Genomic DNA, 16,508 nt, shown 5'->3' on the forward strand with positions numbered 1-16,508 from the left:
CGGGCGCGACTGACGGGACCACCACCCTGGGGTTGTCCGCAGCCCCAGGAGCACGTCGACGTCGCGGCACCGTCGATCCGGCGCGGGCCGAACCGCCATTTCCCGGACACGAAGATTGGGCCGAACCGCACCTCACCGCCGGTGAGCGGCAAGTGCGCAGTTCAGCCCAATCCTGACGGCGTGGGTGTTCTCAGCGCGGACGGTAGACCGCCGCGCGTCCCACTGTCTGGCGTTCCCACGCATCGTCGATGTTCATCGTGGTCTCGGCGCCGCCGAGGAAGAGGTAGCCGTCGGGGCGGATGACCTTCTTCACCTCGCGCAGGATCTGGCGTTTCATGTCGACATCGAAATAGATGAGGACGTTTCGCAGGAACACGATGTCCATCTGCGGCATCGGAGGCAACGGCTCGGACAGGTTGACGAACTTCGTCTCGATCATCGACCGCAGCCGGGCATCGACTTGATAGGTCATGCCGTGCCGCGCGAAGTACCGCACCAGCAGCGGCGCCGGCAACCCGCGGTTGACCTCGAACTGGTTGTAAACGCCTTCCTTGGTGCGCTTCAACATCTGGGTGTCGATGTCGGTGGCCACCAGACGTACCCGCCAACTCGGGTCGGCTCCGATGAGCTCCTGGATAAGCATGGCGATGGTGTACGGCTCCTGACCGGAACTGCACGCCGCGCACCAGATGTTCAATGACCGCTCGCGTCCGCGCTGCACCAGCAGCTCCGGGAGGATGGTGTTCGACAAGGCCATGAACGGGTGACCGTCGCGAAAGAACGACGTCTCGTTCGTGGTCATCGCCTCGACCACCTGGTCGCGCAACGGTCCGTTAGGTGCCGAACGCAGCTTACGAACAAGGTCGGCGATGTCGGCGTCGCCGCGTTGACGTGCCAACGCCACGAGCCGGGACTCGATCAGGTATTCCTTACTGCGGTCCAGCACAATCGCTGACCGGGCGCGGACCACCTGAGAGATGAAGTCGACGTCGCTGCCGCTGATACTCATGGGCGAGGACTCCTAGACATGGCTGAAGGCGCGCCTCCCCGCCCAGAGGTCATCGTGCGATTGACGATGGCGTCGGCGATTTTCTCTAGAGGCATGACGTCGCAGGGCAAACCGGAAGCTACAGCGGCGCCGGGCATGCCCCACACCACAGAGGTCGCTTCGTCCTGCACAAGCAGGCGACCCCCGGCTCGAAGAATTGGTTCGGCACCGCGGTGCCCGTCCTGACCCATTCCGGTCATGATGACGGCCAACACGTTGCCCCCGTAGACCTCACCGATGGAACGGAACATCGGATCAACCGCGGGACGGCAGTAGTTCTCCTGCGGGCCTTGGTCGAGGGCGACCACGGCGCCGGAAGCTGCCTTCTTGAATCGCATGTGGTAGTCGCCGGGGGCGATGTACACCTTGCCGGGCTGCAGTGGCTCACCATTGGTGGCCTCCACGACCTTCACCTTCGCTTTCGCGTCCAGACGCTGCGCGAAGAGCTGAGTGAACACCGGCGGCATGTGCTGGGTGACCACGATCGGCACCGGGAAGTTGCCCGGTAGCGCTGAGACCACCTGCGTCAGCGCGTCCGGCCCACCCGTGGAGATACCGATACACACCACGTCGACCTTGCCGGTGGCAGGGCCGACCTCAACCGTGGCTGCACCCCCAGGCTGAGCGGGCGCGCCGGTACGTACACCGCGCGGCGGTTCCCCACCGAAGGCAGGCCGCGGCCGCCGCGGCGGCATCGGGGCTCGGCCGGTGAGGGACTTGATCTTGGGGATGAGCTGGCTACGTACCGCCTCCATCGACTCCGAGACCGAACCGACGTTCGCCGGCTTGGTTACGTAGTCACTCGCGCCGCGCTCCAGCGCGTCCAGAGTTGCCCCCGCACCGCGCTCGGTCAGCGTCGAGAACATGATGATGGGCAACTTCTTGTACGTCTTGCGCACCTCGACGAGAGTCTGCAGCCCGTCCATGACGGGCATTTCGACGTCGAGGGTCATCACGTCCGGCTTGAGGCTGGGCAGTTTGTCGAGGGCGTTCTTGCCGTTGACCGCCGTACCGACCACTTCGATCTCGGAGTCGGTCTTGAGCACGTCGGAGATGAGCCGCCGGATGACGACAGAGTCATCGACGATCAGCACACGAATAGGGACTCCGCTCATCAGAGCAGCCCCAACATGGCGAGCTTGTCCTCGATGACCTCGGGAGTGAACGGCTTGATGACGTACTCGTGCGCCCCGGCCGCCAGGGCGCGAACGATGTTCGCCTGCTCGGCTTCGGTGGTCACCATCATCAAGGTGATGTCACGCCAGGCGCGGTTCTTGCGCACCTCGATGATGAAATCGAGACCGTTCATCACCGGCATGTTCCAGTCGACCAGGCACACGTCGGGTTGCGGTCCACGTTGGATCGCCTCGATCGCTTGCTGACCGTCGGCGACAGCTTCCACCTCATAGCCGAAGGTGTCCATCATCCGGGTGAGGATGGTGCGCATCGCGCGGGAGTCGTCAATCACGAGTGCACGCATGCCACTCCTTCGTCGCAGGAAAGAAACGGGATTCCGGGGGCGAGCGTTCGCCCGATACGCAAGGTCATGCCGCCGCCCCGATTTCAACCGCTTTTTCGGTGTCCAGGACGAGCATCAATTGGCGCTCCAACTTGCACACCGCCACCACCAGATCCCGCACCCGAGCAGGAACCGTGTCCGGCGGATCCTCAAAAAGATCAAGATCAGGCTCCAACACATCCCCGATCTCATCCACCAACAAACTCGTCACGGTATCCGCACCGGTACGCACCACCACATTCGTAGCCTCAGCCGAATCAGCCCGCCGCGGCAATCCCATCTGCTCCCGCAAATCCAACGTGATCACAATCTGACCCCGCAGATTAATCAACCCCGAAACCACAGCAGGAGCAAGCGGAACCTCCGTCAACGTCTGCTCACGCAACACCTCCTGCACCGTCCCCACCGGCACACCAAACAAATGCCCACCAAGTTTGAACGTGCAGTACTGAGTAGCCATAGAGTCCTTCTTCGAGGCCGGGATGTTGGTCGCGGTGTGAGCGCGGCATGTGGGGGCGCCGGGGCACATCTCCCCATCGGCGAATGCAGTTCCTTATCAAGCAGTCCCGGAGGCAAGGTTGCGCAGGCCCGGCGGACGGCCGTCCACGCGGCCCAGCGCCGCAGGTCAAGGCGCTGCGGACCCCGGTCGTCGGGGCGCGGCACCCGATCAGAACCCGCTGGCCAGGCAGATGCGCCCGGTCGCGAACGAACGGGCGCAGCTGAGGTCGCGAACGGTGCTCAGAGGTTGAACCGGCTCACCAAGCCCTGCAGTTCGCTGGCACGCTGGGACAACTCGTTGGCAGCCTGAGCGGTGGCTTCGGAGGCCTCGGCGGAATCCCTGGCCCCATTGGTCACCACCGAGACGCGCTCGGAGATTTCGCTGGCGCGGCCGGCGGCGTCTTGGACGTTGCGGCCCATCTCGTTCGTGGTCGCCGTCTGCTCCTCCACCGCCGAAGCGATCGTGGCCTGAGTGTCATTGATCTGAGCGATGATCGAAGAAATCTGACTGATCGCAGCAACAGCGGCCTGAGTATCAGCCTGAATAGCCTCCACCCGCGAACCGATGTCCTCCGTGGCCTTACTCGTCTCCTGCGCCAAATCCTTCACCTCATTCGCCACCACCGCGAAACCCTTACCAGCCTCACCAGCACGGGCAGCCTCGATCGTGGCGTTCAACGCCAACAGGTTCGTCTGCTCAGCAATACTCGTGATCGTCTTGATGACATTCCCGATCTCAATACTGGACTCACCCAACTTCGCCACCGTCGCATTCGTCTGATCCGCCACCGCCACCGCCGAAGCAGCAACCCCAGCAGCATCATTCGCCGACTTCGAAATCTCCCGAATCGAAGCCGTCATCTCCTCAGTACCAGCCGCAACCGTCTGCACATTCTGGGTCATATCCCCGGAGGAGACATTCACCTCAGCCAGTTCTCGCGCCGCGGTCTGGGAGTTGGCACCCAGTTGGCCGGCGGTCGCGGTGAGCTCTTCAGAGGCGGCAGCCACACCGGAGCTGGCGTTGCCGACTTCCCCCAGCAGCAGACGCATCGAGGATCGGGTTTCTTCGGCGGCCGTGGCCATCTGACCGATCTCGTCCAAGGAGATGATTTCGGCCGGCACAGTCAGATCACCATGCCCCATGGCGGTGAGGGACTCGCGCACCGAGGTCACGGAGCGCACGATCCGGCGGGCGATGAGCATCGCCAGCACGAACACGATCACCGCGACGACCAGGCCGGTCAGCACCATCATGATCAGTGCGTTCCGCTGCGCGGTTTCACTGGCATGTTCGGCGGCCGTCACGCGCTTCTCGGCAGCCGCGTTCAGCTTGGTGATCGTCTGGGAGACGGCCGCGTAAGCGGTATTGGCGTCGTTGGCGACGAGGGCGTCTGCCTTCTGAACGGAGTCCTTGCTGCCCTGGGCGTAGAGCGCCGCGATTTTGACATCCACGGCTTCGAAGTCCTCGACGCCGGAGCGGATTTCGTTCAGCAGTCGGCGCCCGGTGTCAGACATCCCCTCTTGGGGGAATCCCTGCAACGCGGCCGCGGCGGACGCCATGGAGTCCTGGTAGCTGCCCCGAGCGGCAGAGTCCTTGGCCACGGCGGCCTTCGGGTCACCCTGGTGGGCAACCAACGCGTACTCGTTCTGCCTACCCTTGACGTCGGCCATGAGCTTGTCCAAGCGACCGGCTGCCACCTCGATGCTCGTCATCTGCGACAGCTCCTGCTGAGCGCGGTCCACCCGGTTCAGACCCCAGACCGCGACGCCGCCGACCAGGAGCGCACCGATGACTCCGATGAGGCCGACCACGAGGATTTTGGTCATCACCCCGAGCGCGGACCACCACCGCATAAACCCACTCGTAGGTTGCGTGACGCCGGTGCTGCTCATTTCTTCCTCGTCTCAGTCGCGGATTCTGTACGGCTGCGTTTCATACTTCTCTGCCTTATCGGTGGCAAACGCGTTAATACAAGCGAGAAGTCAGGGGCCGGGCACCCCGGCAGCAGCTGCTACATGCGGCAGCGCCCCGGATGATCGGGATGATCCCTCCGGGGCGCTGCTGCATGTTTTGAATCGCGTTATGCAATTCCTCGATCAGTACTGGAAGCGTTCGACGAGCGCTCGCAGGTCAGATGCCCGCTCGGCCAGTTCGCTCGAAGCCTGCGCCATGCTCTCTGCGGAGCCGCGGGCGGCGGCTGCCTGCTGAGCTGCATGCGAGACGTTTTTGGATATTTCCCCGGCTCCGGTGGCGGCGTCTTGGACGTTGCGGCCCATCTCGTTCGTGGTCGCCGTCTGCTCCTCCACCGCCGAAGCGATCGTGGCCTGAGTGTCGTTGATCTGAGCAATGATCGAAGAAATCTGACTGATCGCCGCCACCGCAGCCTGAGTATCAGCCTGAATAGCCTCCACCCGCGAACCGATGTCCTCAGTGGCCTTACTCGTCTCCTGCGCCAAATCCTTCACCTCATTCGCCACCACCGCGAAACCCTTACCAGCCTCACCAGCACGGGCAGCCTCGATCGTGGCGTTCAACGCCAACAGGTTCGTCTGCTCAGCAATACTCGTGATCGTCTTGATGACATTCCCGATCTCAATACTGGACTCACCCAACTTCGCCACCGTCGCATTCGTCTGATCCGCCACCGCCACCGCCGAAGCAGCAACCCCAGCAGCATCATTCGCCGACTTCGAAATCTCCCGAATCGAAGCCGTCATCTCCTCAGTACCAGCCGCAACCGTCTGAATGTTGCTGGACACCACTTCGGAGGATTCGGTGACCCGGTCAAGCTGTCCGGCAGAGGTCGCGGCACCAGCGCCCATCCCCCGGGCGGTGGCGCTGAGCTCCTCAGAGGCAGAAGCGACCGTGGTCGAGGCGTTACTGACGTCGCCGATCACTCGGCGCATGGAATCGCGCGCTTCTTCGGCAGCCATCGCCATCTGGCCGATCTCATCATCGGAGCCGGCATGCGCCGGCACGGTCAGGTCGCCCTGACCCAGGGCCAGCAGCGAGTCACGCACTGACTTGATGGACTCCAGGAAGGCACGGGCGATGCGCAGGGCGAGGAGGGTGATCGCGAGCAGAGCCAAGGGCATGACGATGAGCATCGCCCAACGTGCTGCGGAAGCAGCATCACTGGCGCGCTGGGCGGCGGCAGCGCTACGACTGTCGACCGAGGCCGCGATAGCGTCGGTGGCATCCAGGATGTCGCCGTACAGCGGCAGCGACTTCTCCATCATGATTTTGTCGCCGGCAGCAACGCCCGCGTCGTTGTCTTTGGCCCATTCCTTGGCGATCTCGAGGTCGTAGGCGAAGTACTGATCCCAGGCCTGACCCAGCTTGTCGAAGTTGGCCTTCTCTTCTGCGGTCATCCGGTCGACGGGGGTCTTAGCCATCGTCTCCTTGAGGACTTCGCCTGCGGCCAGGAAGTTCTTGCGGTACTTCTTCTCCGGGCTCGCTGCCTCGGCGCCGCCGACCTTGTTGGCTGTCCAAGCCGCGCCGAGCTGCCAACCGCTCACATCACCGTTGAGGAAGCGGATGTCCTGGACTTTGGCCTGCAGCCCCTCCAGGTTTCGCATCTCCTCGGCCGCCGAGTTTATGCGGCCGACGTTCACGAGCGCGATAGTGCCGATGAGGACGCTCGCCAGGATACCCAGGAGACCCACAAGCAGAATCTTCCCGCGCACCCCCAACCCTTTACGGGTACCCTTCTCGGCCGCTGGGGCCGTTTGCGCGACTGCGGTGCTCACGTGCTCTCCTTCGACGCCACCCCGAGTGAGGCGGTGGTAATGGATTGGGTAGGTGTCCAATAGGGCTCACGGCAGCGGTCTGCCGAACCCGGTTCCCGCCAGGATGATGTCATCCGGTGACGCCTTACTAAGCGGCCACTTCAACGTTCACGGCTTTTTCGGTGTCCAGAACGAGCATCAATTGGCGCTCCAACTTGCACACCGCCACCACCAGATCCCGCACCCGAGCAGGAACCGTGTCCGGCGGATCCTCAAAAAGATCAAGATCAGGCTCCAACACATCCCCGATCTCATCCACCAACAAACTCGTCACAGTATCCGCACCGGTACGCACCACCACATTCGTAGCCTCAGCCGAATCAGCCCGCCGCGGCAATCCCATCTGCTCACGCAAATCCAACGTGATCACAATCTGACCCCGCAGATTAATCAACCCCGAAACCACAGCAGGAGCAAGCGGAACCTCCGTCAACGTCTGCTCACGCAACACCTCCTGCACCGTCCCCACCGGCACACCAAACAAATGCCCACCAAGTTTGAACGTGCAGTACTGAGTAGCCATGACCATTTTTACGATCCTGTTCAGTGGGCGGCGTAGGCGCCGCTGTAGGAGGTCATGTCGCCGAACTGTTGCTCAGCCTCCGGCGCGAGCATCCCGGCCAGAGCAGTGTCGATGTTGAGCAGTTCGGTGACGTGTTCGTTCACGACTGCCGAGCCGAGGTTGCCGCCGGTGTCCAGGTGGGTGCGGATGGCCAGTTCGTCCTCGACGATGTCCAGCACTTGCGCCACGACGAAACCGAAGAGCTGACCGCGGTGTTGACACACGACGACCTGCAACGGCTGGGCTTCATCGACCTCGCTGTAGCTGCCGTAGTCATCGGCCAACCGCAGCAGCGGCAGGATCACGCCGCGGTACTGCACAACCTGGTTCTGCCCGACGGTCTCCACCCGCGACATAGCGAACTCTTCGAGACGCTCAACGACGCTGAGCGGCAACGCCACCCGTCGCCCGTTGGACAGCTTGACCACCAGCAGCGAGGTGGCGTCCGCCGAGGCGCGTTTAGCTGCCTCTTCAGCTGCCCGCTTGGCCGCTTCGCCGGAGTCGTTGATCATGCCGGCGTGGGCCGCCAGGGAGTTCGTGTCCAAGATGAGTGCGACCCGGCCATCACCCATGAGCGTCGCCCCGGCGTACAGGTCGATGCCCCGCAGTTGCTTACCCAGTGGTTTGACGACGATCTCTTCGGTGTCTTCGATGTCGTCCACGACCAGACCGAACTGCCGCTGGTCGGCGCGCAGCACCGCGATGAAGGTGGTGTCGCTTTCGGCTTCTTCGACCCCGATGTGGTGGCGCAGGTCGACCAGCGGCAGCAACTGTCCGCGCAGCCGGTACACGGGGGTGCCCTGGATGGTCTCCAAACGTTCGGCGGCCTGCTCCTTGTCCAGGCGGACCAGCTCCAGCAGGTTGACCTGCGGGATCGCAAACATGTTGTTCTTTCCGCGCACGAGCAGCGCCGGGATGATCGCCAACGTCAGCGGGATCTTGATCCGTGTCGTGGTGCCTTCGCCGTAGACCGAACTGACGTCGATGACGCCGCCGATCTTCTCGATGTTGGTCTTCACCACGTCCATGCCGACGCCACGCCCGGAGACGTTGGAGACCTTCTCTGCGGTCGAGAAACCGGCACGGAAGATGAGGTGCTGAGCGTCGCGCTCAGAGAGACGGTCGGCTTCCTCGCGGCTCATCAGCCCACGCTCGACGGCCTTGTCCTTGACCCGCTCGGTGTTGATGCCGGCGCCGTCGTCAATGATCTCGATGTTTACCTGACCGCCCTCATGGAAGGCGCGCATGAGCAGCACTCCTTCGGCGGGCTTGCCGTTGGCGGTGCGCACGTCCGGCGGTTCGATGCCGTGATCGCAAGAGTTGCGCACCAGGTGGGTCAGCGGGTCCTTGATGGCTTCAAGGATGGTCTTGTCGAGCTCGGTTTCCTTGCCTTCCATTTCGACCCGGATCTGGCGACCCATCTGGTTGGACAGGTCCCGCACGACGCGCGGGATCTTGCTCCACACGTTCTCGATGGGCTGCATGCGGGTCTTCATGACGCCCTCTTGCAGCTCGCTGGCGACCAGGGACAACCGGTGCATGGAACGCTGTAGTTCTTGGTCTTCGCTGGCGGCGGCGCGCTGCACTAACTGGTTACGCGACAGGACCAGCTCACCGACGAGGTTCATCAGCGAGTCGAGCAGGTCGACGTCGACCCGGATGCTGGATTCGGCAACGCTGCGCGGCTTCTTGTCACCGTTGTCGCTGCTCTTGGCTGCTTTGGCGGCAGTGCTCTGCGCGTCGGCGGCCTGCTGTGCAGCCTTGGCGGGGTCAACCGTCGCCACGTGGGAACCGCCGCCGCTCACCATGCCGTCGACGCCGTGCGAACCGTGGGCCTCGCCGCCGGCTGAGGAACCGTCGGTGGGACCGGTGGGGTTGCCGACCATGGTGGCTGCGACCGCTGCGGATTCGGCGAACGCCTCGGCGGTGGCGGCTGCAACCGTGGAGGCGGTCTGGGCCGCGACCGTCGCCGCGGTCTCTGCCGCAACACCGGCGATCAGTTCGGCGGTCTCGGCGCTGTGGCCTTGAGCGGCCGCGGCGGCAACGACCGCGTCGTCCTGCTCGCTGTGGTGCTCCTGCTCACCGCTGTGCTCGGCGGCGGCTTCGTGCTGGGCGACGACGACACTCTCGGCTTCGGCTGCGGCTTGGGCAGCCTCGGAGGCTGCGTCTGCGGCCTGCTCTGCCGCACCGGCTGCAGCGGCGGCGCTGCTGGCCGCTTGCGAGGTGGCGGCTTCGACACTGATGTCGGCGATGCTGCGGCCTTCGAGCAGGGCGTGCAGTTTCGCGGTGAGTTCGGAGTAGGTCTCTTCGCCTTCGTTCCCGTCCTGCTCGATGTGGCCCAAGAGTGCTCGGACCGCATCGACCATCTCCAGCAGAACGGTCGCCATCGTCGGGTTGAGGGTCATTTCCCCGTCGCGCAGCTTCGACAGCAGCGACTCCCCCGCGTGGGCGACCTTCTCCAGTGTGTGCAGCGCGAGAAACCCACTCGTGCCTTTAATCGTGTGCAAGGTACGGAAGATGCTCGAAAGCAGCTCGCGTGATCCTGGGTCCCGCTCGAGGGCCAGCAGGTCCTGGTCGAGCTGATCCAGGTTCTCGTGGCTTTCCACGAGGAACTCCTGGACGATCTCCTCCATGCCTTCCATGGGCACCTTCCCGGTTTGAAGTGGGCGCAATCGAGCCACCAATCGGCGGCAAGAACAGTGATCTGAGCGAGAGTTCGCCGGGCCCCTGCGTTCTCGGCCCAGAAACACTCCCCGCCATCGAACCGGTGCGGGCGAGGTCAGATCGCCCACCGCTGTGTCGATGAGGGGATCGGCGCTGAAGAAGCAGCACAGCTGCACCGGCGGGCGCCTATATAGCAGTCGAACGACCGGCAGTTGCGCCTCACATCAATGGCATTCGTCGCCCTATTGATGAACGCACGGCTCAGGTCCGTTGGGGCACAGCCGATAAGGGGGTGTCCGTTCGCGGATGGTCTTGCGCATTCAACCGTTACCGACAGGCGAAAGATTGCTGCCTGGTGAACAGGGGTGCGCGGTCGGGACCGACGCCGGGCCGACTCTCATTGAAGGACCAAGGACCCCACCGAAGGACCGAGCATGCACCTGGACAGCGAGGACGTCGCTCAGATCGTGAACGAGGTATGGAGCTCGATGCTTGGCCTGCCTGTAGAGGCGCTGGCACTCGAGACTCCGCCCACCATCGACGGCGGCGCCGTTGCAGGCTCGGTTGGCGTCAGCGGCGCGACCGAATGCCTCATCTGCGTCGAAATGAGCGCGGATGCAGCGCGCTTGTTCGGCGCGACGATGTTCGGCCTCGACGAGGCAGATGCGAGCAACGACGACATATCGGATGCAATCGGCGAGCTCACCAACATGGTGGGCGGCAACATCAAAAGCCTGCTGCCGGAGCCCAGTTCCCTGTCGCTGCCGGTGGTGGCGCAGGGCACCAGCCCCACGTTGAAGGTGCCGTCGGCCAAGAAGATGCTCGACGCGACCTACATGTGCGGGGAGTACCCGCTGATCGTCACCGTCTGGAACCGCGTCACCTGAGCGTGAACACGCCCCAAACCCGTACGTACACGAAAGAGAGTCAGCCGTGAAGGTAGTAGTCGCCGACGACAGCCGCGCGATGCGCATGATCGTTATCCGCACGCTCCGTCAGGCCGGTTTCGAAGCCGACATCACCGAATGCGAAGACGGCGCGCAGGGCCTGACCCAGGTCAAGGCCGTCTCCCCCGACCTGGTCCTTTCGGACTGGAACATGCCGAACATGACCGGGATCGAGTTCCTGCAGGCGCTGCGCGCCGAGGGCAACCAGGTGCCGTTCGGGTTCGTCACCTCCGAAGGTTCGGACGCGATGCGCAGCCAGGCTGAGGAGTCCGGCGCGCTGTTCCTGATCGCGAAGCCGTTCACGGCGGACATGTTCTCTGAGGCGCTCACGCCGCTGTTCGGCTGAGTCGCGAACCGCTTGCAGCCGGGGCCCTCTGCGGTGAGGGTTCCGGCGGCGGCGGTTGACCTTCCCCTCCCCGATCGATGTCGGGGTTGCCACCTTCCATCCGAGCGGAACGAACACGATGGCGAAGATCCCCGACCACAAGCCGATCAAAGACCTGTTCGAGAGCTTGCTCGGTCGTGACGTGACGATCGCGACCCAGGAAGAGCGGGTCGTGCCCACGGCACGGCGTGCCTGCTGTGTAGGGACGTACGTCAACGGGCACGGCGATGTGGGTGCGCTCGTCGCGGCGGACTTGGAGTTGTCGGCCCGCGCCGGCGCCGCACTGGGTCTAGTGCCCCCGACCGGCGCCGACACCGCCATCGAGAACCAAGAACTGCCCGCAGCGTTGTACGACAACTTCTTCGAGGTGCTCAATATCTTCGCGTCGCTGTTCGTCGACGAGGAGACCGAAGCCAACCTCAAACTTCACCAGGTGTACCAGCCGGGCATGGTCCTGCCGCGCACCGCCGCCATGCAGATCCGCGGCCTCGGCTCTCGCGAGGACTTCCGCCTGGAGGTCGACGGCTACGGCGCCGGCGCACTCGGCATCGTCATCCCGTTCTGACCCGCCTCCCACCTTCCGCGAGCCGTCACTTGTGATTGACGGCTCGCCGCTGCTCCCCCGCGAGCCGTCACTTACATTCGACGGCTCGCCGCTGTGTGTCCGCGAGCCGTCACTTTCGATTGACGGCTCGCGGGGTCACACGTCCAGAGTGGTGCGCAGGGCGTCGATGAGTTCGTCTGCGTAGCGCCGTTCGAACACGGTGCTGGCGGTAATGAGCACGACGCGGTACCCGGCGGCCTCCAGGAGTCGTCGGCGGCGCTCATCGGCTTCCCGAGCCGTGCGGTCGCCGTGGTGGGTCTCGCTCTGGTATTCGACGATGAGTCGCGCCTGACGCCACAGGAAGTCCACGTTCGCCAGCCAGCCGCCGTGCTTGTCAGGGACGTCGGCGTTGAGCTCCGGCTCGGGCAGCCCCTCGGTCAGGAACAGCACCCGCGCCCGTGACTCCATGTAAGAGGCGCTTCCGGTGCGCACCAGCTGCAGCGCTCTTTCCATGACCCGGGTATGGCGGCAACCGTAAAACTTGCGACGCGCCAGCGTCGCCAGCAGCGGCTCGATCCCTTCGGGGCGACGGGCGACACTGTCTGCGAGCGCGACGAGATCCGGCAGGGTGCAAACTCCTGCGAGGTCGGCCCAGGTGTCTGCGGCGGAAACGATGCGGATGTCGTACAGGTCTTCGTAGTGGCGCAGGCCGCGTGCGCTGTCGTGGTCGATGAAGCCGCGGCGACGCAACCGGGAGGTGCCGGCGGGGCGGGTCACATGCACGGGGCCGCCTGGCAGGTAGGGGCGCGGCAGCCACAGTCCGTGCAAAAACGCGGCGCTCTCGTGTGAGATCGCCGATCCGAGGGGCGCCAGGGTGAGGATCGCGGCGCAGCGTTCGCGCAGCTCGGCAATCCCGGTTTCGGCGTCGGCCTCCGCTGAAGCGGCGCGCGCCTGGGTGCGCACCACCCGCCTTGCCCGGCGCGTGCCATCCTCCTCACCGGTGGGTCCGCTCCCCCATGACGCCCCCTGCGCGCCCGCCGGGTTCGGCTGTTGCGGGAGAGCTCCGAAGACTGCCGTGTCGGCTGCGCCGTGCGCGGGACGCTGCGCCGAGGTGCGGGTGCCGGTGACCATGTAGGCAGCCTGGGTCGCTCGGATCCATGCGGCTCGGACAACTCCGCGGCCTGTGGACACAACGCGAGCCCCGACCACCCCTGTAGGCCACGCGCAGATGCCGCCCGCGAGCCGTCACTTGGAATCGACGGCTCGCGGCAAAACACGGCGAGCCGTCACCTCGTGGGTGACGGCTCGCGGGGTGGTGCAGCGCACTACTACCGGATGAAGTCCATCAGCGAGGGCTGGATGATCTTCGCCGAGGCAGACAACGCAGCCTGGTAGGCGTTGGACTGGATGGACAGGTCCATCGCGGCCTTGAGGAAGTCGGTGTCTTCCACCTTGGACAGCGCGATTCTCGAGGCGTCGTCCTGGCGGCCGTTGAGGGCCTCCAGGCTGACGAGTCGACCCACGCGGGTACCGACAGTGGCCTGCACGTTGAGGATGTCATCTTGCAGCTTGTCGACAGCTGCCAGCCCCGCGTTGATCCCTGCGGAGTCGCCAGCTTCGATGGCAGCCGCGAGTTTGTCCAGGTCACCGGTGCCCTTGACGAGGGCGTTACCGAAGGCCGCCTGGCCGTTGACGCCGACGTTGATCTGGCCGGCGTCACCCGGTGAGTCGGTGATCTGGCGCAGCACCGGGAGGTTGTTGCCCTGGAAGGCGCCGGTAGCAGGGTCGAACGCGTTGTCCTTCGGGGTGGTGCCGCCGAACAGCGGCTGCCCCGCGTACTGGCTGTTCGCCTGCTGCAGCAGCCCGGCACGCATCTCCCGAATCTCGGCCGCGTAGGCCTTCATCTGGGTTTGGCTACCGGTGCCGTTCAGCGCCGCCAACGCCTGGGTGCGGATGCGCTGGGTCATGTTCGAGGTTTGCGACAGCGCATCGTCGGAGGCTTGCAGCCGGGAGAGCCCGTCGGTGATGTTGGCACCGAACTGAGCGAGCTGACTCTGCTCGGAACGGAAGCGCAACGCCGAGACGGTACCGACCGGGTCGTCGGAGGGCCGGTTGAGCCGCTTACCGGTGGTGAGCTGCTCTTGCGTCTGCTGCAGCCGGTTGAGGCTGGTGTTCAGGCCGGCTAGCTGCGTGCGGTTCATCGAGTTCTGCGTGATGCGTAGCGACATGTCAGGTCACCCCTTTCAGCGGGTCATGTGGATGAGCGTGTCCAGCGTCTGGTCGATGACGCCGATGAACTTGGCCGCGGCAGCGAAGGAGTGCTGGTAGCGGATCATGTTGGTCATCTCCTCGTTGAGGGAGACACCAGAGACGTTGTCGCGAGCGTCTTCGGCCTGGCGAACGACGTTTTCCTGGACTGTGACGTTGCGGTTGACCGACTGGGCTTGCACACCCAAACGGACAACCATCTGGTTGTACGTGGAGTCGGGGCCGTCTTTGTCGGCGATATGCCGGGACATCGCCAGCGCGTTGTTGCCGTCCAGGCTGGGGTTGGGCCCCGTTGGATTGCCGGAGGAGACTGCCAGATCGTTCGGCTTCGCATCTGCCTTCACGCGGATGTTGGCCGCGGTAACCGGCCCGCCCCCCTCAGCCACGAACAGGTCAGCGCCTACCTCGCCTTCGACGGTGAAGCCCTTGGCCTGCTGCTCGTTCACCGTTTTCGCCAGGCTCGCGGCGATGTCGTCGAACTCTTTGAGGTACTTCGGGATCGTGTCGTTGAGCGAGGTCGTCTGGCCGGCAATGCGGCCGGTGGTGATGTCGGCGGCAGATCCGTCTGCCCACTTCACGGCCACGGTGCCTGCCGGGTAGGCCGGGTCCGCCGGCGTGAGCTGCAGCGAGGTGGCCTGGGTTCCGCTGACGAGCGCTTTACCGCCGATCATGACGTCGACGGCCTGGCTGTTGAAGGCAGCGCCCCTGTCCATCTCCGCGGGACGCACCGTGGCACCGGTGAGTTCGGTGACCTTGGCGATGAGGACGTCACGCTGGTCGAGCAGTTCGTTGCTCGGCACCTTGGCGATGTTGTTGTTGCGGATGGCGACGTTGAGCTTGGCGATGTCTTCGGCCATCTTGTTGACGTCGTTGACGTTTGCGCCCAGCTCAGTCGCGGTGTCGTTCCACTGCGTGGTGAGCGAGTTGCTCATGTGGTTCAGCTGCGCGGCGGTGCCGATGGCGTTCTCCAAGGCTGCGGCGCGGGGCGCCTGGTTAGCCACGCTGGGGCTGTTGCCGGCGGCGCCGAAGGAGTTCCACAGTTGGGACAGCTTCTTCTGCAGGCCGGTGTCGCTGGGTTCGTCGACGGTGCGTTCGATCGCAGCCATCGTCTTTTCCTGCTCTTGCAGGTTGCCTAAGGAGGCGTTGGAGTTACGCGCCCGGGCTTCGAGGAACTCGTCGTTCATCCGGGTGACGCCGGTGACTTTGACGCCTTCGCCGGTGCCGTCGTAGCGAGACCAGAATGCGGGGACACCGGGTCCACCGATGGATTCGAGGTCGACGCGTTGGCGCGTGTACCCGGGGGTCGCCGAGTTGGCGATGTTCTGACCGGTGACGTCGAGGCCCCGTTGTGAGGCGTGGATCGCCGAAGTCCCGATAAAGAGTCCTCCGAAGGCTGACATGTCGATCTCTCATCCGTGAGTTGTGGGCGTCCTGCCCGGGCTTCTTCCAGGCTGCGCAGGACAGTTCTCCTGAACGGCCGACTTCCTATCGGCCGACCGAGCGGGGTTGTGAAGGGGATGTGCTGACCGTCTGAATCAGGGGCGCACTGGCGGGTGCCCGGCCAGCTCAGACGGAAGCATCGAGGTACATGGCGATGGCCTTGTTCCCCGTGGCGCGCCCACCGGGGTGCTGCGCGAGGTGTTTGAGGTCGTTCTCGGCGGCGGTGAGCTGGAACTGCACGAACGTGGTGAGCAGCCCGATCCGCCGAACCAGGTTGGTGGCCCGTTCGGCTAGTTGCGCCGGCATCGGTCCGAGGTCTTCGGGTGGCTCCCAGGCCGGCACGAGGCTGGCTTCGCCGAGGCGGACTTGCTCTTCGTGCTTGTCCAGGTCATCTTCCATCTGGGTCAGCGCCTGCTCCCACGCGGTGGTGTCGGCAGGCACTGCTCAGCGCTCCCCGGTTTCGCCGGACGCGACGACCTGGTGCCAGGCGTCGCTGATGGGCATCAGCACATCGCGCACGTCGACCACATGGCTGGCGACCTTCTCCACGTTGGCCGCGACGAGTTCGTCGACGCACCATTCGTAAAGGCGCTTGAGCTGTTCGCCTTCTTTCCACACCGAGGTGTCCAGGGTGGAGTGCAATTCCCACAGGATGTTCTGGGCGTGAGTGAGGGCGTTGTGGGCGGCTTGGATATCCCGTGAGCCCAGGCCCTGCTCCGCGTCGGAGAGGTCCCTGATGAGCCGGTCGTACAGCATCGTCACGAGCTTGGCTGGCGATGCGGTGTTCACGGATTCGCGGGCGTACCGGTTGCGGAGCTGGGCCTGGGTGGTCATTCAGGAGTCC

The 16,508-nt window shown here is 64.5% G+C and carries 16 protein-coding genes; 3 read left to right on the top strand and 13 right to left on the bottom strand.

What is annotated here, in order from left to right:
• Nucleotides 1-190 precede the first annotated feature (190 nt).
• From G9V96_RS07180 to G9V96_RS07215, 8 genes are all read right to left on the bottom strand, one after another.
• On the bottom strand, nt 191-1,009 hold the full coding sequence (locus G9V96_RS07180; protein WP_168582423.1) for a CheR family methyltransferase: 819 nt from the start codon (nt 1,007-1,009) through the stop codon (nt 191-193).
• On the bottom strand, nt 1,006-2,163 hold the full coding sequence (locus G9V96_RS07185; protein ID WP_168582424.1) for a protein-glutamate methylesterase/protein-glutamine glutaminase: 1,158 nt from the start codon (nt 2,161-2,163) through the stop codon (nt 1,006-1,008). Before G9V96_RS07185 ends, G9V96_RS07180 begins: the two co-directional genes overlap by 4 nt.
• The gene (locus tag G9V96_RS07190) at nt 2,163-2,528 is read right to left on the bottom strand and encodes a response regulator (RefSeq protein WP_168582425.1); all 366 of its coding nucleotides are present in this window, start codon (nt 2,526-2,528) and stop codon (nt 2,163-2,165) included. Before G9V96_RS07190 ends, G9V96_RS07185 begins: the two co-directional genes overlap by 1 nt.
• Nucleotides 2,529-2,592: 64 nt before the next feature.
• Nucleotides 2,593-3,027, bottom strand: a complete 435-nt coding sequence (locus G9V96_RS07195) for a chemotaxis protein CheW (RefSeq protein ID WP_168582426.1) — start codon at nt 3,025-3,027, stop codon at nt 2,593-2,595.
• 278 nt (nt 3,028-3,305) lie between these two features.
• Nucleotides 3,306-4,919, bottom strand: coding sequence for a methyl-accepting chemotaxis protein (locus G9V96_RS07200; RefSeq protein WP_168582427.1), 1,614 nt, complete (start codon nt 4,917-4,919; stop codon nt 3,306-3,308).
• Nucleotides 4,920-5,162: 243 nt separating this feature from the next.
• A complete protein-coding gene (locus G9V96_RS07205; protein ID WP_226913568.1) occupies nt 5,163-6,815 on the bottom strand; it encodes a methyl-accepting chemotaxis protein in 1,653 nt (550 codons plus the stop codon).
• A 127-nt stretch (nt 6,816-6,942) separates the two neighbouring features.
• Entirely contained in the window at nt 6,943-7,377 is a 435-nt protein-coding gene (locus tag G9V96_RS07210; protein ID WP_168582428.1) for a chemotaxis protein CheW, read from the bottom strand.
• A 20-nt stretch (nt 7,378-7,397) separates the two neighbouring features.
• The gene (locus tag G9V96_RS07215) at nt 7,398-10,058 is read right to left on the bottom strand and encodes a chemotaxis protein CheA (protein ID WP_168582429.1); all 2,661 of its coding nucleotides are present in this window, start codon (nt 10,056-10,058) and stop codon (nt 7,398-7,400) included.
• A gap of 456 nt (nt 10,059-10,514) precedes the next feature.
• Here G9V96_RS07215 and G9V96_RS07220 point away from each other — a divergent pair, with 456 nt between their 5' ends.
• Genes G9V96_RS07220 through G9V96_RS07230 form a run of 3 tightly spaced genes read left to right on the top strand, consistent with a single transcriptional unit; the run spans nt 10,515 to nt 11,977 of the window.
• The gene (locus G9V96_RS07220) at nt 10,515-10,967 is read left to right on the top strand and encodes a chemotaxis protein CheX (RefSeq protein WP_168582430.1); all 453 of its coding nucleotides are present in this window, start codon (nt 10,515-10,517) and stop codon (nt 10,965-10,967) included.
• 46 nt (nt 10,968-11,013) lie between these two features.
• Nucleotides 11,014-11,373: a response regulator gene (locus G9V96_RS07225; RefSeq protein WP_168582431.1), complete on the top strand. Its 360-nt coding sequence runs from the start codon at nt 11,014-11,016 to the stop codon at nt 11,371-11,373.
• 55 nt (nt 11,374-11,428) lie between these two features.
• The gene (locus tag G9V96_RS07230; RefSeq protein ID WP_226913570.1) at nt 11,429-11,977 is read left to right on the top strand and encodes a hypothetical protein; all 549 of its coding nucleotides are present in this window, start codon (nt 11,429-11,431) and stop codon (nt 11,975-11,977) included.
• A gap of 135 nt (nt 11,978-12,112) precedes the next feature.
• Here the strand turns inward: G9V96_RS07230 and G9V96_RS07235 are convergent, their stop codons facing one another.
• The 5 genes from G9V96_RS07235 to fliS form a co-directional block, all read right to left on the bottom strand.
• On the bottom strand, nt 12,113-13,087 hold the full coding sequence (locus tag G9V96_RS07235) for a DUF559 domain-containing protein (RefSeq protein ID WP_168582432.1): 975 nt from the start codon (nt 13,085-13,087) through the stop codon (nt 12,113-12,115).
• A 197-nt stretch (nt 13,088-13,284) separates the two neighbouring features.
• Nucleotides 13,285-14,184, bottom strand: a complete 900-nt coding sequence (flgL, locus tag G9V96_RS07240) for a flagellar hook-associated protein FlgL (protein WP_168582433.1) — start codon at nt 14,182-14,184, stop codon at nt 13,285-13,287.
• Between the two features lie 15 nt (nt 14,185-14,199).
• Nucleotides 14,200-15,624 (bottom strand): flagellar hook-associated protein FlgK, encoded by a 1,425-nt coding sequence (gene flgK / locus G9V96_RS07245; protein ID WP_168582434.1) that lies wholly within the window; start codon nt 15,622-15,624, stop codon nt 14,200-14,202.
• A 166-nt stretch (nt 15,625-15,790) separates the two neighbouring features.
• Complete coding sequence (locus tag G9V96_RS07250) at nt 15,791-16,105, bottom strand: hypothetical protein (protein ID WP_226913572.1); 315 nt, start codon at nt 16,103-16,105, stop codon at nt 15,791-15,793.
• 3 nt (nt 16,106-16,108) lie between these two features.
• Nucleotides 16,109-16,498 carry a flagellar export chaperone FliS gene (gene fliS, locus G9V96_RS07255; protein WP_168582435.1) on the bottom strand — a complete coding sequence of 130 codons (390 nt, stop codon included), beginning with the start codon at nt 16,496-16,498 and terminating at the stop codon, nt 16,109-16,111.
• Between the last annotated feature and the right edge of the window lie 10 nt (nt 16,499-16,508).

It is taken from the genome of Gephyromycinifex aptenodytis (genome assembly GCF_012277275.1).
Classification (GTDB): Bacteria; Actinomycetota; Actinomycetes; order Actinomycetales; family Dermatophilaceae; genus Gephyromycinifex; species Gephyromycinifex aptenodytis.

Bases quoted from the DNA above. Each gene is read 5' to 3' on its own strand.
- G9V96_RS07180 (WP_168582423.1), bottom strand. From the start codon at position 1,009: ATGAGTATCAGCGGCAGCGACGTCGACTTCATCTCTCAGGTGGTCCGC.
- G9V96_RS07185 (WP_168582424.1), bottom strand. From the start codon at position 2,163: ATGAGCGGAGTCCCTATTCGTGTGCTGATCGTCGATGACTCTGTCGTC.
- G9V96_RS07190 (WP_168582425.1), bottom strand. From the start codon at position 2,528: ATGCGTGCACTCGTGATTGACGACTCCCGCGCGATGCGCACCATCCTC.
- G9V96_RS07195 (WP_168582426.1), bottom strand. From the start codon at position 3,027: ATGGCTACTCAGTACTGCACGTTCAAACTTGGTGGGCATTTGTTTGGT.
- G9V96_RS07200 (WP_168582427.1), bottom strand. From the start codon at position 4,919: ATGCGGTGGTGGTCCGCGCTCGGGGTGATGACCAAAATCCTCGTGGTC.
- G9V96_RS07210 (WP_168582428.1), bottom strand. From the start codon at position 7,377: ATGGCTACTCAGTACTGCACGTTCAAACTTGGTGGGCATTTGTTTGGT.
- G9V96_RS07215 (WP_168582429.1), bottom strand. From the start codon at position 10,058: ATGGAAGGCATGGAGGAGATCGTCCAGGAGTTCCTCGTGGAAAGCCAC.
- G9V96_RS07220 (WP_168582430.1), top strand. From the start codon at position 10,515: ATGCACCTGGACAGCGAGGACGTCGCTCAGATCGTGAACGAGGTATGG.
- G9V96_RS07235 (WP_168582432.1), bottom strand. From the start codon at position 13,087: ATGGTCACCGGCACCCGCACCTCGGCGCAGCGTCCCGCGCACGGCGCA.
- flgL (WP_168582433.1), bottom strand. From the start codon at position 14,184: ATGTCGCTACGCATCACGCAGAACTCGATGAACCGCACGCAGCTAGCC.
- flgK (WP_168582434.1), bottom strand. From the start codon at position 15,624: ATGTCAGCCTTCGGAGGACTCTTTATCGGGACTTCGGCGATCCACGCC.
- fliS (WP_168582435.1), bottom strand. From the start codon at position 16,498: ATGACCACCCAGGCCCAGCTCCGCAACCGGTACGCCCGCGAATCCGTG.